At 72.0% G+C, this 15,350-nt stretch carries 14 protein-coding genes; 5 read left to right on the forward strand and 9 right to left on the reverse strand.

Translation table 11 applies throughout. The features are described 5' to 3' along the window. Nucleotides 1-9: 9 nt before the first annotated feature. The 3 genes from ACFTQE_RS04475 to ACFTQE_RS04485 form a co-directional block, all read right to left on the reverse strand. Nucleotides 10-1,593, reverse strand: a complete 1,584-nt coding sequence (locus tag ACFTQE_RS04475) for a serine hydrolase (RefSeq protein WP_376923934.1) — start codon at nucleotides 1,591-1,593, stop codon at nucleotides 10-12. Nucleotides 1,594-1,690: 97 nt separating this feature from the next. Then, nucleotides 1,691-3,328, reverse strand: a complete 1,638-nt coding sequence (locus tag ACFTQE_RS04480; RefSeq protein WP_376923935.1) for an alpha/beta hydrolase — start codon at nucleotides 3,326-3,328, stop codon at nucleotides 1,691-1,693. Between the two features lie 111 nt (nucleotides 3,329-3,439). Next, nucleotides 3,440-4,411, reverse strand: a complete 972-nt coding sequence (locus ACFTQE_RS04485) for an aldo/keto reductase (RefSeq protein ID WP_376923936.1) — start codon at nucleotides 4,409-4,411, stop codon at nucleotides 3,440-3,442. A gap of 194 nt (nucleotides 4,412-4,605) precedes the next feature. Here ACFTQE_RS04485 and ACFTQE_RS04490 point away from each other — a divergent pair, with 194 nt between their 5' ends. The 4 genes from ACFTQE_RS04490 (at nucleotide 4,606) to ACFTQE_RS04505 (ending at nucleotide 9,198) form a co-directional block, all read left to right on the forward strand. Continuing rightward, nucleotides 4,606-5,769, forward strand: a complete 1,164-nt coding sequence (locus ACFTQE_RS04490; protein WP_376923937.1) for an NYN domain-containing protein — start codon at nucleotides 4,606-4,608, stop codon at nucleotides 5,767-5,769. Between the two features lie 104 nt (nucleotides 5,770-5,873). Continuing rightward, nucleotides 5,874-6,908, forward strand: coding sequence for an NAD(P)-dependent alcohol dehydrogenase (locus tag ACFTQE_RS04495; protein WP_376923938.1), 1,035 nt, complete (start codon nucleotides 5,874-5,876; stop codon nucleotides 6,906-6,908). An 86-nt stretch (nucleotides 6,909-6,994) separates the two neighbouring features. After that, the gene (locus ACFTQE_RS04500) at nucleotides 6,995-7,762 is read left to right on the forward strand and encodes a FadR/GntR family transcriptional regulator (protein ID WP_376923939.1); all 768 of its coding nucleotides are present in this window, start codon (nucleotides 6,995-6,997) and stop codon (nucleotides 7,760-7,762) included. Between the two features lie 74 nt (nucleotides 7,763-7,836). After that, a complete protein-coding gene (locus ACFTQE_RS04505) occupies nucleotides 7,837-9,198 on the forward strand; it encodes an alpha-hydroxy-acid oxidizing protein (RefSeq protein ID WP_376923940.1) in 1,362 nt (453 codons plus the stop codon). Here the strand turns inward: ACFTQE_RS04505 and ACFTQE_RS04510 are convergent. The 5 genes from ACFTQE_RS04510 to ACFTQE_RS04530 all read right to left on the reverse strand — a co-directional run bounded on the left by ACFTQE_RS04510 (nucleotide 9,188) and on the right by ACFTQE_RS04530 (nucleotide 13,631). Further along, nucleotides 9,188-9,553 carry a hypothetical protein gene (locus tag ACFTQE_RS04510; protein ID WP_376923941.1) on the reverse strand — a complete coding sequence of 122 codons (366 nt, stop codon included), beginning with the start codon at nucleotides 9,551-9,553 and terminating at the stop codon, nucleotides 9,188-9,190. The genes ACFTQE_RS04505 and ACFTQE_RS04510 overlap by 11 nt on opposite strands. Before the next feature lie 91 nt (nucleotides 9,554-9,644). After that, a complete protein-coding gene (locus ACFTQE_RS04515) occupies nucleotides 9,645-11,285 on the reverse strand; it encodes a LuxR C-terminal-related transcriptional regulator (protein WP_376923942.1) in 1,641 nt (546 codons plus the stop codon). A 149-nt stretch (nucleotides 11,286-11,434) separates the two neighbouring features. Next, nucleotides 11,435-12,358 carry a transglutaminase-like domain-containing protein gene (locus tag ACFTQE_RS04520; RefSeq protein ID WP_376923943.1) on the reverse strand — a complete coding sequence of 308 codons (924 nt, stop codon included), beginning with the start codon at nucleotides 12,356-12,358 and terminating at the stop codon, nucleotides 11,435-11,437. A gap of 32 nt (nucleotides 12,359-12,390) precedes the next feature. Beyond that, a complete protein-coding gene (locus tag ACFTQE_RS04525) occupies nucleotides 12,391-12,939 on the reverse strand; it encodes a hypothetical protein (protein WP_376923944.1) in 549 nt (182 codons plus the stop codon). Nucleotides 12,940-13,046: 107 nt separating this feature from the next. Beyond that, nucleotides 13,047-13,631 carry a dihydrofolate reductase family protein gene (locus tag ACFTQE_RS04530; RefSeq protein ID WP_376923945.1) on the reverse strand — a complete coding sequence of 195 codons (585 nt, stop codon included), beginning with the start codon at nucleotides 13,629-13,631 and terminating at the stop codon, nucleotides 13,047-13,049. Between the two features lie 71 nt (nucleotides 13,632-13,702). On the opposite strand from ACFTQE_RS04530, the gene ACFTQE_RS04535 reads away from it, so the two are divergent. Then, on the forward strand, nucleotides 13,703-14,275 hold the full coding sequence (locus ACFTQE_RS04535) for a TetR/AcrR family transcriptional regulator (RefSeq protein ID WP_376923946.1): 573 nt from the start codon (nucleotides 13,703-13,705) through the stop codon (nucleotides 14,273-14,275). A gap of 15 nt (nucleotides 14,276-14,290) precedes the next feature. Here the strand turns inward: ACFTQE_RS04535 and ACFTQE_RS04540 are convergent, their stop codons facing one another. Beyond that, the gene (locus tag ACFTQE_RS04540) at nucleotides 14,291-15,271 is read right to left on the reverse strand and encodes an endonuclease/exonuclease/phosphatase family protein (RefSeq protein WP_376923947.1); all 981 of its coding nucleotides are present in this window, start codon (nucleotides 15,269-15,271) and stop codon (nucleotides 14,291-14,293) included. Nucleotides 15,272-15,350: the final 79 nt, after the last annotated feature.

Consider the following 15,350-nt stretch of genomic DNA (forward strand, 5'->3'; position numbering starts at 1 on the left):
GACGACGGGTCAGCGGGTCCAGGTTCCGAGGCCGTCGGCGTCGAAGAACTGCAGCCGCATCGTGTCGGCCCCACCGCCGACGGTGAATGTCGCCGAGGACTTCGACCCCCAGGGCGCGTTCTCGCCGGTCGGCACGAAGGCGAACTCGTCGCCGTTCCACGGCTCGAGCTCGAGCTCGTATCCGCCGTCCGGACCGAGCCTGGCCACGAGCGCGTCGCCCTCCACCGCGACGACGGCATCGCCGTAGTACGGGTTCGTCCACGTGCCCGCGTACTCGTCGAGCGATCCCGGGGCCGCGGCATCCGTCGGCTGCTCCTCGCCCGCGAGATCGCCCGCGGGCTCGTAGTAGTGCGCGAACGCCTGCCCGTAGTCGGCCAGCCAGTCGCGGTGCACCTCGCCGAACTGCACGCGATCGAGGAACGTGCTGACGATCGCCTCGGGCACGCCGATCGGACCGCCGTTCGTGAGCGCCACGACGCCGAGGCCGAGGCTCGGCACGATCTGGAAGTTCGTCGCGGCGCCCAGGCAGAACGCCCCCGAGTGCGAGGCGGTCGTGTGCCCCGTCGGATCGGTACCGGTGTTGAACCCGTAGCCGTAGAACCCGGCGCGCAGGTCGGGTGCGCCGGCGTGGCCCGAGACGATCTCGGGCGTGAGCGCCGGGAGCAGCTCCGCCGCAGGCACGAGCTCATCGCCGGCGAAGGTCCCCTCGCCGAGCAGCAGCGACATCCATTTCGCAAGGTCGAGCACGTTCGAGCTGACGCCTCCCGCGGGCGTCTGGGCGTCGGCGTCGCGCTCGTAGAGGGGCTGGAACTCGCCGTCCTCGAGCGCGTGCAGCGTCGCCCGGTTCTCTCGGCCCAGGAAGTCCTCGTAGCGCGAGCTCGTCGAATCCATGCCGAGCGGTTCGTAGAGGGCCTCCTCCGACAGGGTCTCCCACTCGGTGCCGACGGCGTTCGCGACCGCTTCCGCCCCCGCGGTGAGCCCGAAGTTCGCGTAGTTGTACGTCGTGCGGAACGGGTCGAGGGGCACCAGGCCGAGGTGGCCCAGAATGTAGTCGCGGTCGTACCCGATGTCCTCGAGGGAGTCGCCGGCGGCCATGGGCAGTCCCGAGCGGTGGGCGAAGAGGTCGCCGACCGTCACGTGCTCGGTGACCCACGGCTCCGCGAGCGCGAACCCGGGCAGGTGCTCTGCGGCGGGAGTGTCCCAGGCGAGCTCGTCGCCGAGCTGCGAGGCGACCACGGTCGCTGCGATCGGCTTGGACATCGAGGCGATCTGGAACACCGTCGACTCGTCGATGGGCTCGTCCTCGCCGACCTCGCGCACGCCGAACCCCTCGGCGTACAGCAGCTCCTCGCCGTGCACGACGGCGACGGCGGCGCCCGGCACGCCCGACTCCTCGAGGATCTTCTCGATGTCGCCCGTCAGGGCCTCGAGTGCGTCATCGAGACCCCCCTCGGCCCCTTCGACCGCATCACCGGGCGGCGGGCCGTCGGCGGAGACGCGGGGTGCGTACGGTTCCGGTTCCGGCGCGCAACCGGCGAGTGCCACGGCCATGATCACCGCTGCCGCGACGGCAGCACCTCGGACAACGCGCATGGCGTTCCTCCCCCATCGGACCGGCTCCCCCGAGCCTCGAATCCGCCACGGGACCCGACGATCGCAGCCTAACGGTCGAACCGCCTCCGTCGCACGACTATTCGCTGACGCTGCCGACGGGCTGCACCTCCGCGTACCCCTCGAGCACGCCCTGGATGCGCGCCATCGCGGCGGCGTCGAGGCCGCCGTCACCCGTGACCGCCTGCCAGCCGTCGAGCACCACGTCGCCGTAGTTGTGCCCGTGGCTGGCGGGCACGCTCTCGCCCATGAACATGTCGATGACGACCTGGAGCGCCGTCACGGCCGGGATCCAGCGCATCGAGTCGCTGACCTCGTCGGCGCGCTCCCCGGGCGTCAGCCAGTCGGGCTCCGCCCAGATCAGCTCGAGGCCGAGCCAGGTGACGGGATCGTTCGCATGCTGCAGGTACGCGACGCGTGGCCCCGCCCAGTCCGGACCGAGCGCGTGGAAGTCGCCGGGCACCGACAACCAGCGCACCTCGCGTCCGCCGTCGACGACGGGCTGCCACTGCGGGCTGCCGGCATCGCGCCCGTCGGTGAGCTCGCGCCACATCGTCGCGCCGTTCGGGCTGCCGACGAGGAGCGCGCCGTCGGTGTTCGCGCGCAGGTCGTCCAGGCCGTCGAACGCCTCCTGCGTCCCGTGCGCGCCGAGGCTCAGGCCGTACACCACGAGCTGCGGGCGACTCGCCTCGGGCAGGGTCTCCCACTTCGCCCGCACGGCCTCGAACAGGGCGACGGATGACTCGACCGGCGCATCGGGATCGAACACGAACGACACCCAGCTCGGCGTGTACGCGTACTGCATCGACACGATCGCGGTGTCGCCGCCGTGGAGGTACTCGACGGCGTCGACGGCCTGGGGCTCCAGCCACCCGGACCCGGTCGTCGTGGCGACGACGAGCACGTCGCGCTCGAACGCGCCGGTGCGCTCCAGTTCGCGCACCGCGATGGCCGCGCGCTCCTCGACGGTCGGCGCGTTCGCCTGCCCGACGTAGACGCGCACCGGCTCGAGCGCGGGCCTGCCGGTGAGCTCCTCGATGTCGGCGGCCTTCGGACCGCCGCCGAGGAAGGCGGTGCCGTGCCGGCCCACGAGATCCCACTCGACCTCGGAGTCGGGGCCCGCCGAGCGGAAGGCGCTCATCGGCTCGGTGACCCACGGGGCCGCCGGGCCGTTGTTCGCGAGGTAGAGCCGGTCGAGGCCGAACATCACGACCGAGACGAGCGCGACGGTCGAGGCGACGACGATCGCCACCGTCGCGGTCACGCCCCAGCCGCGTCCGAGTCGGGCGGACAACCGGGTGCCGAGTCGTCGCTCGGCGCGAGCGAGGGCGATGCCGATGACGACGACCGGCACGAATCCGACGACGAACAACAGGCCGTCGAAGCCGTCGATCTCGGGCAGCTCGACCGTTCGGCGCACCTCGTTCTGCCATCCGATCGAGGCGAAGGCCAGCACGATCGCGAGTGCCACGGCGACCCCCAGGTACGCCCACCAGGCGATGCGGCGGTGTTCGGGCTTCGGACGCCAGCGGACGAAGCGGCGCACGATCCACCAGAGGCCGACCCCGACGCCGTACCCGATGAGGAACGCGAGCGCCGTGATCGCGCCCTGGAAGAGCGCCGGCCTGGGCAGCAGCGACGGAGTCATCGAGAGCGCGGCGGCCAGCAGGCCGACGACGGCGCCTCCGGGGTCGAGCCTCCACCAGTGCGCGCGCATGCCGACCCCCTCCGAGGTCGCCTCGGACGGCGACGTCACCAGATCATGGCACGCGCCGCCGGGCGAATCGCGGCGACTCGGCCGGAGGCCGGCCGTGTCGCCGCGCCGGCCTCACGCGGATGCCGCTGCGAGGGCCCCGAGCTCCTCGCCGCTCAGCTCCAACGTGATGGAGGCGAGCAGGTCGCCCAGCTGCTCGACGGTGCGCGCGCTGGCGATCGGGGCGACGACGGTCGGCTGCTGACGGAGCCATGCGAGCGACACGGAGGCGACGGATGCCCCGTGGCCGGCCGCGACCTCGTCGAGCGCCGCGAGCACCCGGGCACCCCGTTCGCCGATGTACGGCGCCGCGCCGCCGGCGCGAACGCTCGCGCCCTCGGCGGTGACATCCGCCTCGGTGCGGTACTTGCCGGCGAGGAAGCCCTTCGCGAGCGAGAAGTAGGGGAAGACCGCGAGCCCCTCGCGTTCGGCGCGCTCGCGCAGGCCGTTCGACTCGAAGTCCCGCTCGACGAGGTTGTAGTGGGGCTGCAGTGCGACCGCGCGGTGCAGGCCGTTCGCCTCGGTCACCCGGAACCACTCGTCGATGCGCTCGGGCGTGTAGTTCGAGATGCCGATCGCCCGCACCTTGCCGGCGTCGACGAGCTCCGAGAACGCGCCGACGGTCTCCTCGAGCGGCACGTCGGCGTCGTCGAAGTGGGCGTAGTAGAGGTCGATCACGTCGGTGCCGAGGCGCTGGAGCGAGGCATCCGCCGCGGCCCGGATGTTCGCGGCCGAGAGACCCGTGAAGTCGGGGTGCGTGCTCACCTTCGTAGCGATGACGACGTCGTCGCGCGAACCGCGCGACGCGATCCACTCGCCGATGAGGCGCTCGCTGTCGCCGCCCGTGTTGCCGGGCACCCACGCCGAGTAGCCGTCGGCCGTGTCGAGGAAGTCGCCGCCGCCGACCGTGAACGCGTCGAGCACGGCGAACGTCGCGTCGCGGTCGGCGGTCCAGCCGAAGACGTTCGTGCCGAGCGAGAGCGGTGCGATCTCGAGGTCGGAGGCACCGATGCGGGCGCGGTCGGCGGTCTGGGCGGGTTCGGTCATGCTGACTCCTCGAGGGTCGGGACGGTGGTCGGTTCGCCGGCTGCGATCGCGCGAGCGCCCGCCGCCGACAGGAACCCCAACGACGAGCGGATGCCGGTATTCCCCGGTTGCCCCGTGTGACGAGAGGGGTGCCTCCGGACCGCGCACAGCCCACGGGCGTAGCATCGGAGGCACACCCTCGATGGAAGGTCTTCATGCCCGTCTCGGCAGAACCCCGTGTGGCCCTGTACTTCGATTTCGACAACATCGTCATCTCGCGCTACGACCAACTGCACGGCGACGGCGGCTCGCGCAGGGTCAGCGCGTACCGCAAGGACACCTCGACGAGCAAAGCACCCGTCGCCGGATCGGAGACGGCCAAGAAGCTCGCCGCGGCGACCGTCGACCTCGACGCCGTGCTCGACTTCGCGGCGACGTTCGGCACCATCGCCATCGCGCGCGCCTACGCCGACTGGTCGACGCCCGTCAACGCGAGCTACCGCGGGCAGCTCATCGACCGAGCGGTCGACCTCGTGCAGCTCTTCCCGCTCTCGGCGACGAAGAACGGCGCCGACATCCGCCTTGCCGTCGATGCCGTGGAGGACATGTTCCGCATCGACGACCTCACGCACATCGTGATCGTCGCCGGCGACTCCGACTACGTGGCACTCGCGCAGAAGGCCAAGCGGCTCGGTCGCTACGTCGTCGGCATCGGCGTCGCGGGCGGCACCAGCCGCGCGCTCACCGCGGCCTGCGACGAGTACGCCGACTACGACACCCTGCTCGCGACGGACGCGGCGGTCTCCGACGAAGAGGCAGCGGATGCCGCGGCGGAGGCGACCGAGGCCACGACCCCGACGACGGGCCGGCGAACCCGTGCGAAGACCGCCGCACCGGCGAAGGGCGACGCGGCCGCTGAGTCGACCGACGCCGCGACCGAGCCGGCCGCGGACTCCGCCCCCGCTCCGACCCGGCGCCGTCGCGCGACGACGAAGTCGGTCGCAGAGGCCGCCGCCGAGCCGGCCCCGGCGAAGGAGACGGCGGAGGCGCCCGAGCCTCCCGCGAAGCGCGCCTCTGCGCGCGCCCTGCAGTTCGTCGCGCCGACCGACCACGCTCCGGCCGACGACACCACTCCGGGCAGCCCCCGCAACCCGAGCCGACTCCTGCTGAAGGCGCTCGAGCTGCTCCACGCGAAGAACGACGAGGAATGGCAGTCGTCGAGCACCGTGAAGAACCAGATGATGCGCATGGACCCGAGCTTCCAGGAGCGTCGACTCGGCTTCGCCTCGTTCACCGATTTCCTGAAGTCGCGTGGCGGCGTGGTCGAACTCGATGAGACGGGCCGGGGCCGCGTGCGCATCAGGCCGACGAAGGACTGACCCCGCGGCATCCGCTCGCCGTCCTTCACCGGCACCGTTCAGCCCCGGGGAGAAGACTGGAGTCGTCCGACGTACTGGACGCCGGACGCGAACGGGAGGGTGCCATGAAAGCGGTGCAGTATCGGACCATCGGCGGATCACCGGAGGTCGTCGAGATCGACGTTCCCGAACCCGGACCGGGTGAGGTGCGGTTGAAGGTGACCGCCGCCGGTGCGTGCCACTCCGACAGCTTCGTGATGGGCCTGACCGAGGAGCAGTACACCTACGGCCTACCGCTCACGCTCGGCCACGAGGGAGCCGGCATCGTCGACAAGCTCGGCGACGGCGTCACCGGCGTGGCGATCGGCGACTCGGTCGCGGTCTACGGCCCGCAGGGCTGCGGCCGCTGCTACCACTGCGCCCAGGGCAAGGAGAACTACTGCGAGCGCGCGGCCGAACTCGGCATCGCCCCTCCCGGGCTCGGCGCCCCCGGCGCGATGGCCGAGTACATGATCGTGCGAAGCGATCGGCACCTGCTGCCGCTCGGCGACCTCGACCCGGTGCAGAACGTCGCGCTCACCGACGCAGGGCTCACGCCGTATCACGCGATCAAGATGTCGCTGCCGAAGCTCGTACCCGGCACGACCGCCGTCGTCATCGGCGCGGGCGGGCTCGGCCACGTCGCGATCCAGATCCTGCGGGCCATCACCCCGTCGACAGTCATCGCGCTCGACCTGGGCGAGGAGAAGCTCGCACTCGCCCGCGAGGTCGGGGCGCATCACGCCTTCGCCTCCGACGCGGACGCCGCGGAGCGGATCCGCGAGGCCACGGGCGGACGACCGGTGACCGCGGTGTTCGACTTCGTCGCGATCCAGCCGACGATCGACCTCGGCCGCAGCGTCGCAGGGGTCGAGAGCGACCACGTGATCGTCGGCGTCGGTGCGGGCATGCTGCCGGTCGGCATGCTCGGCGCCCCCTACGACTCGACCGTGCGGGCGCCGTACTGGGGATCGCGCGCGGAGCTCTTCGAGGTGTTCGACCTGGCCCGCGCCGGGCTCGTGAAGGTGGAGACCGAGGTGTTCCCGATCGACGAGGCCCCCGAGGCGTACCGACGGCTGCACGACGGCTCGCTGCGCGGCCGAGCGATCATCGTGCCGTAGCCGCACCGCGCATCGACTGCCTCCCTGTGGTCTGACCACACATGCTACTGTGGTCAGACCACAGGCACGCGGAGAGGACGATCGGCATGGGCGCTGAGACATCCGACACCCCGCGCGCCTGGCGCACCGTGCTCGAGCACATCGAGACGCAACTCCTCGAAGGCGCCCTGCGCCCCGGCGATCGCCTGCCCGGCGAGCGCGCCCTCTCGGCCGAACTCGGCGTCGGCCGCTCGAGCGTGCGCGAGGCGCTGCGCGTGCTCGAGGTGCTCGGCCTCATCCGAACCGCCGCGGGCTCTGGTCCGAGCTCGGGGGCGATCATCATCGCGACGCCCGGCGGCGGCATGTCGGCGCTCATGCGCCTGCAGGTCGCGGCGAGCGGGTTCCCGGTCGCCGACATCGTGCGCACGCGCCTCATCCTCGAGACCTCGGTCGCCGGCGACCTCGCCGACGCCGCTGCGGCCTCGGACGCCGATGCGACCGCGACCGCGAACGCGACCGGCGCACCCGACCTCGCTCCCGCCGAGCTCTTGCTCGATGCCATGGACTCCCCCGATCTCGCGCCCACCGAGTTCCTCGCCCTCGACGCCGCATTCCACCTCGCCCTCGCCGAGGCATCCGGCAACCAGGTGATCACCGCGACGATGGCGGGGCTCCGGAGCGGCATCGAGGGGTACGCCCTCGAAGGCGTCGCCACCATCGCCGATTGGCACGCGACCTCCGCTCGACTGCGCAGCGAGCACCGCGGCATCGTCGAGGCCATCCAGCGAGCGGATGCCGCATCCGCCCGCGCCAGAACCCACGACCACATCTCGGGCTACTACGCCGAGACGTTCGTCGATCCCTCACTGAGATGACGTGAATCGACCCTCTCGACACCGGGAAGGTCGATCCTCGTCACCTCGTCGTCACGAAAGAGAGCAGCACGCCCATGGTCCAGCGCCAGTTCCCGAACCCCAAGGAGCTCGCAGAGCTCATGCGCTTCAAGGCGCCGACGCTGAACGCGAAGCAGCGCCGCCTCGACAAGGCGCTCACGATCGCCGACCTGCGGGACATCGCGAAGCGTCGCACCCCGAAGGCGCCGTTCGACTACACCGAGGGCGCCGCCGAGGGCGAGATCTCGCTCGCCCGCGCCCGCCAGGCGTTCGAGGACATCGAGTTCCACCCGGCGATCCTCCGGAACGTCCCCGAGGTCGACATGAGCCGCGAGGTGCTCGGCGGCCCGACAGCGCTGCCGTTCGGCATCGCCCCCACGGGCTTCACGCGCATGATGCAGACCGAGGGCGAGACGGCCGGCGCCGGCGCAGCGGGCGCCGCCGGCATCCCGTTCACCCTGTCGACCATGGGCACGACGTCGATCGAAGACGTGAAGGCGGCGAACCCCACCGGCCGCAACTGGTTCCAGCTGTACGTGATGCGCGACCGCGAGAAGTCGTACGAGCTCGTGCGCCGCGCCGCCGCCGCGGGCTTCGACACCCTCTTCTTCACCGTCGACACCCCCGTCGCCGGCGCTCGCCTCCGCGACACCCGCAACGGCTTCTCGATCCCGCCGCAGCTGACCCCCGCGACCGTCGTCAACGCGATCCCCCGCCCCGAGTGGTGGATCAACTTCCTCACGACCCCGAAGCTCGAGTTCGCCTCGCTCTCGTCGACCGGCGGCACCGTCGGCGAGCTCATCGACGGCATGTTCGACCCGACGATCTCGTTCGACGACCTCGAGACGATCCGCGCCATGTGGCCCGGCAAGATCGTCGTCAAGGGCGTGCAGACCGTGCAGGACGCGCAGATCCTCGCGGGCAAGGGCGTCGACGGCATCGTGCTCTCCAACCACGGCGGCCGCCAGCTCGACCGCGCGCCGATCCCCTTCCACCTGCTGCCGCACGTCGTGCGCGAGGTCGGCTCCGAGATGGAGGTGCACCTCGACACCGGCATCATGTCGGGCGCCGACATCGTGGCATCCGTCGCGCTCGGCGCCCGCTTCACGCTCATCGGTCGCGCCTACCTCTACGGACTCATGGCGGGCGGGCGCGAGGGCGTCGACAAGACGATCTCAATCCTCGGCGGCCAGATCGCCCGCACGATGAAGCTGCTCGAGGTGTCGACGCTCGACGAGCTCGGCCCGCAGCACGTCACGCAGCTCTCGCGCTTCACGGCGCTGCCGAAGCCCATGACGGATGCCGCGGAGCAGGCGGTCGAGGCCAAGCCCAAGACGGTGCGCGCACCGCGGGCCACGGGCTCAACGACGAAGGCGGCCGCCGCGAAGCCCGCGGCCCGGCGGACCGTCACGAAGTAGCTCCCGGCACCATGCGGCGGGGCGGGCCGACGGCCTCGTCCACCCGTTCCGCCGCATGGCCGAGGGAGCCCCGCTGCCGCCCCGGTTCGCCGCGCCGGCCTCCGCGGTAGCGCAGGAACCACACCAGCATGAGCGCCGAGGCGACCAGGTAGAAGCCGTGCAGGACCCAGATCGGTCCGAACGGCAGGCTGAACACGTAGGCCGAGTGCACCGCGTTGCCCACGTTCGTGATCGCGAGGTTGCCGAGACTGTACGACGCGAGATCCTTCGTGCGCGCGGCCTTCACCAGCATGGGCAGGTAGCTCATGGCGAAGAGACCGGTCGACACGACGCCGGCGAACACGGCGAGATCCATGGAACCGACGGTACGGAGCACGCCCGCCCGCGGCATCGGGAGAATCACCCATTCGCGGCTGCTGAATGGAGCACCCCCGCCCGACCCGTCGCTACCGCGGGATCAGGGTGTGCTCGTAGGCGTACGCCGTGGCAGCGGCGCGCGACGAGACGCCGAGCTTCGCGAACACGTTGCTGAGGTGCCGGTCGACCGTCTTCTCACTGAGGTAGAGCTGACCCGCGATGGCGCGATTCGTCTTGCCCTCCGCCACCAGGCGGACGACCTCGACCTCCCGAGCGGTCAGCGGCGTCGACCCGGCATGTGACGATCGGCGTGCGAGCGCGTCCACGCGCAGCACATCGGGGACGGCGCCGAGCGCGGCGAACACCTCGCGTGCCGCCTCCAGGTCCATCGCGGCGGCCGCGTCGTCGCCGAGCGCGTGCGCCGCCTGCGCGGCGAGCACGCGGCATCGGGCAGCCTCGTACGGCGCGTCGAGCTCGTGCCACGACGCCCAGGCGGCGCGGAGCGCGGGGAGCGCGCCGAGGGCATCACCCTCTGCGAAGCGCACGGCCGCTTCGCATCCCGCGGCGACCGCCCGCAGCATCGGGACGTCCTCGTCGGCGGCGGCCGCCGCGAGTTCGTCGGCGACCTGCCGCGCCCCCGGGTGGTCGCCCACGGCGAGGTCGATCTCGACGAGCGGGGCGAGCAGCGACCGCCGGGTGGCCGGGTCCGCCGCGGCCACCGCGTCTTCGAGGCTCGACCGCGCGAGACGCGCCCTGCCCTGCGCGAGTCGCAGCAATGCCAGTCCGGGCTGCGCCGGATACCCGGCCTCGGCGGCGCGGTGGAACGCGCGCTCGGCCTCGTCGAACTCGCCGCGCAGGCGATGCACCTCGCCCTCCTGGTACCAGGCGCCGAACGACCCGGTCCAGTCGCCGAGTCGCGCCCGGTCCTGGGCCACCCGCGCCGCCGTGATGGCGTCGCCCCATGCACCGTGCAGTCGGTAGAGCTCGGCGCGATGCACCTGGCATTGGCCGCTGAACATCACCATCTCCGGCCGGTCGCCGCACCAGCGGTCCAGCGCGATCGTCCACTGCTGGGCCCTGCGCACGTCGAAGGCCAGGTGGCAGGTGTTGATGACCGAGCAGTACACGACGCCGGATGCCACGGGCGAGATCTCGCCCGCGGTGACGGCGACCATCGCCTCGTCGAGGAGCGCGAGCCCGTGGGCCGCATCGCCGAGCATCAGTTGCGCCTGGCCCTGCCCGAGTTGCGCCAGCGCGGTCGCATCCCGATCGCGCACGCGTTCGGCGATCGCGAGCGCCTCGACGAAGGTGCGCGCGGCCCGAGCGGGCTCCCCGGCATAGAGGTCGTCGAGGGCTGCGGCGACGAGCAGGAGCGCCGCCGACGATTCGGCACCCGTCTCGGTCGTGTCGGCGATCCGCCGCGCGCGGGCGAGCCAGCCGTTGCCGAGGGCGTCGTCGCCCTTGCCCATGAGGTAGATGCCGATCCAGGTCGCGATGCGCGCGGCGCCGGCGGCATCGTCGACCTCGAGGTAGGCCTCGTGCGCTCGCGTGGCGCAGTCGATGCCCTCGGCGTCGCGACCGAGGAGCAGCGTCGTCGTCGAGAGCCGCTCGAGGTCGGTCGGGGCGAGTCCTCGCTCGTCGTCGACGCGCGTCAGCAGCTCGAACGCTGCACCCCAGCGGTGTTCGGCGAACGCTGCTCGACCCTGATCGAGCGGAGCGGAGGTGGTCATGGCCCGTCCAACCCGAGGCTGCGCGGCTCGCACCCGACGGCGCGCCGGCACCCGTCGTCGGAATCACGGTAACCCCGCGCCGCAGCCCCCACAAGGGCGCGCTCCCTCGCGATCCGGTCCCGTCACGTCGACGAGGGCCCAGGCTGCGGTCAGCGGGTGCGGAGCACCACCCGCCTCGTCGAACCGTCGAGGGGCGAGTGGTTCGTGACGGCCTCCGGCACCGCGAAGCGCGGGTCCGCGGCAAGCGCGCGCACCTCGTCGATCGTGGTCGCCGGATCGGCGAGCCGGGCGGCGATCCGATCGAGATCGGCGGTGATCGCGGCATCCGGAGCCTCGTGCATGAAGTCGTCGAGCACGCCCCAGGTCTCCCAGAGCAGCGCTTCATGCCCCGCCCTGGAGACGAGGTCGAGCACGAGGTTGTGCGCGAGGTACGGCCACGACCGCAGCGCCGGCAGCTCGAGCTCCGATGCCACGACGCAGCGCTCGGGGTCGATGCGCCCGGTGCGGGCCGCGAGCCAGACCTCGTCGCCCGTGAGGAAGCGGTCGCGCGGCACGTCGATCAGGTCGAGCGGTGCACCCGTCGCCGAGTCGACGAACCCCTCCCGCAGCTGCGGTTCGACGAGTCGCCAGCGCTCTGCGTCGGCGTCCCAGACCTCTGCGACGACGTGGTCGATCCACCAGCCGTCGTCGAAGTAGCCCGCGAAGCCCACCCGCGACCTGGCGGGGATGCCGGCGCGGCGCGCGAGCGAGACGAACAGCAGGGTGAAGTCTCGGCAGCAGCCGAGGATGCGCTCGGTCGGCGTGCGCTGCACCTCGAGCGGTCCGGTGTTCAGTTCGGCGAGGCGTGCGAACTGCTCCTCCGCGTAGCGGAGGTCGATCTCGGCGAACCGGTCGCCGCCGAATCCGTGCCGGGTCGGGTCGCCGTTCGCCCGGTAGTGGAACAGCAGGCCCGAGACGAGGCGACGAAGCTCGGCGAGGTCGCCGGGCCGCTCCCCGATCCACTCGGCCATGCGCCCGGGGTCGCTGCAGACGGTCTGGGTTCGGTACGCGGCGAGTTCGTCATCGAAGGGCACCCGACAGGTCTACCGCCCGGGCGCAGGTGATTTCAAGATCCGGGCGCGGCAGGCGGTGCACCGCCCTGCGGTGCACTCCCCTGCGGCGCCTGCGGCGCACTCCGCCGTGTGCTGCGCTTCGCCGCCTTCTCGCGATGCTCGGCATCGGTGGGCGTCGTGGCTGCGGCGACCGCCACGTGCGCCGCGACGATCTTCGCCATCTGCTGCGCCTGCTTGGCCTCGGCGCGGCGACGCTTGATCAACTTGGCACGCGCCTTCGCGGCGTCCGCCGGGGGTGTTCCCGCACGCCCGCCGCCGGCACCTCTGCGCGTCCCGGTCGGGATCGCGAGCGCTGCGCGCTCGAGGCGGGCCTCGGCACGTCTCGCGCGCCGCCGCGCTCGACGGGGTCGTCGCTCGACGTCACGACCCGCCTTGCGAATGGCCTCGTGCGCCGAGGCGGCCACCGCCTGGAGATCTGCGCGCGCCGCGGGCGAGACCGCCCGCGCGAGCTTCTGCGCCTCGCGCTCGGCCGCCTTCGCCGCCGCGACCGCCATGGCGGCGCGGCGCCGACGGTCGCCTCTCATGCGGATTCCCCCGGTCATGTCGTCTCCCTCCGGTGTTCGCCCGGCACGCCCTCGAAGCGAGCCGGGCGAACCACGTCACGACCGGTCTACGCGCGTCGGTGCCGCCCGTCAACGGGTTGCGCCCGTCAGCGGTTCCGCACGTACTCCGACACCACGACTCCCGAGTCGAACGCCGTCGTGCCGACCTCCGTGAAGGCCTGCGGGCGGTACGCACCCGGTGCGAAAAGCGGGATGCCGTCGCCGAAGAGGAGCGGATTGCGCTTCAGCACGAGACGGTCGATCTCGTCGGCGAGCACGGTGGCGAGCGATCCGCCGCCGCAGAGCCAGATCGACGCGCCGGGCTCGGCCTTCAGTCGGCGCACGACCTCGACCGGGTCCTCATCCGTGAGTGCGAGGCTCGGGTGCTCCCCCGGGATGTCGGCCTCGCTGCGTGTTCGCGAGAACACGAACTGCCGCAGGTGCCGGTACGGGCTCGGCGCCATCGGCAGGCCCACCGCATAGGTGTTCCAGCCCATCAGGACGGTGTCGAAGGTCGCGCCGTCGCGTTCGATGCCGAGCGCGTCCGCGATGTGCGTCGGCACGGCGTCGGCGAATCGCGCGTTGAGGTGATGCATGTGATCGCCCTCGACCGGGAAGGCGTCGAACTCGCCGGCGGGGCCGGCGATGTAGCCGTCGATGCTGACGGCGGCGTAGTAGACGAGTTCTCGCAAGATGCTCCAATCACAACGGTTGTAGTGATTGGAAGACTACATCACCTGTAGTGGTTCCGCTAGCATGAAGCATGGCCAAGAACGATGAACGACGACGATCGCTCGCCGACGCGGGCTTGGGCGTGCTCGCCCGGGAGGGCTCCCGCGGGCTCACCCATCGGGCGATCGACGAGGCCGCAGGCGCGCCGACCGGCACGACGTCGAACTACTTCCGCAGCAGGGAGTCGCTCATCGCCGGGCTGGTCGAACGCATCGGCGAGCGCCTCGCCCCCACCGAGGCCGACCTCGAACGGCGAGCCGTCGAGACGCCGAGCCCCGCCCTCTTCGCCGACTACCTGCGCGACATCGTGCGACGACTCACCGCCGAACGCGAGGTGACGCTCGCACTCTTCGAGCTTCGCCTCGAGAGCAGCCGGCGCCCCGAGCTCGCCGCCGTGCTCGGCGCATGGCAGCGCGCGGGATTCGACGGCGACGTCGCGTTCAACACGGCAGCGGGCCTGCCCGGCGGCCGACGCGAGATCGCCCTGTTCCACTACGCGATCGACGGCCTGCTGCTCGATCGACTCACGACGCCGCTCGACCCCGACACCTCGACCGACGAGGTCGTCGACGCGCTCGTCGCCGGCCTGCTGCCGACCGAGTAGGCCGTCACCGCCCTGCTACTGCAGGTTCAACGTCGCGACGACGGCGAGATGGTCGCTGCTCCCGGCAGCCACGGTCGTGTTCGACACCACCGCCATGCCCCGCTGGAACACGTGGTCGAGTCGCACCACCGGCGCGGCGGCCGGCCACGTGAACCCGAATCCGCCCTCGCTCTGGCCCGCCTCCGAGAGCTGCGCGGCGACGTCGCCGAGCGCCCGATCCGACGAACCCGCATTGAAGTCGCCGATCGCGACCACGCGGGCGTTCTCGTCGCGATCGAGGTGGTCGGCGAGGTTCGTGAGCATGGCGTCGCGCTCATCGTGCGCTGCCGGTCGAGCGGATGCCGCGTGCACGACGTAGATGCTCACGGGCCCGCTCGGCGTCTCGAGGTCGGCGGCCAGCCCGCGCTTCCAGCCGAGCCCGAGGTCGAGCATCTGGGCGTTCTCGATCGGGAAGACGCTCCAGACGCCGACCGTGCCGACGCCGTAGCGGTGCGGGTAGACCTCGTCGAGCACCGAGCCGGCCGCCTCGCGGGACTCGGCGTCCATCTCCTGCAGCGCGACCACTTCAGCTCCGGTGGCGGCCAGCGTCGAAGCGGAGTCCGCAGCCGTGCCCGAACCCGCCTCGACGTTCTGGCTCGCCACGGTGAGCTGCGAGTCCGATGCCTGCGCCGCCGTCCACGACAGCGGAACGACCGACGGCACGAACATGATGCACCAGACGAGCGCCGCGAGCACGGCGGCGGCGATCGCCGCCCGGCTCCTCGCGACGAACGCGCCGACGAGCAGCAGCGGCACCGCGAGCCCGAACCACGGCAGGGCCGTGTCGACGACGAGGCCGAGGCCCGCGACATCCGGCACCATCGTGTGGAACACCAGCACGAGCGCGAGCGCCGCGCCGAGCATCGCGGTGGCCCGAGCGAGCCCGACCCGGCGACGCCGCGCGGGTCTCGGCCGCGGGGAGCCGGCGGCGGGTTCGGGGGGCGCGATCACGGTCATCGGCCCATCCTCGCCGCCGACCCTGAGCGATCGCCCATCGCGCCGCCCGCCTGACACGACGAACGGCCGCCCCGAGGGG

It is taken from the genome of Agromyces sp. NPDC056965, from assembly GCF_042673425.1.
Lineage (GTDB): Bacteria > Actinomycetota > Actinomycetes > Actinomycetales > Microbacteriaceae > Agromyces.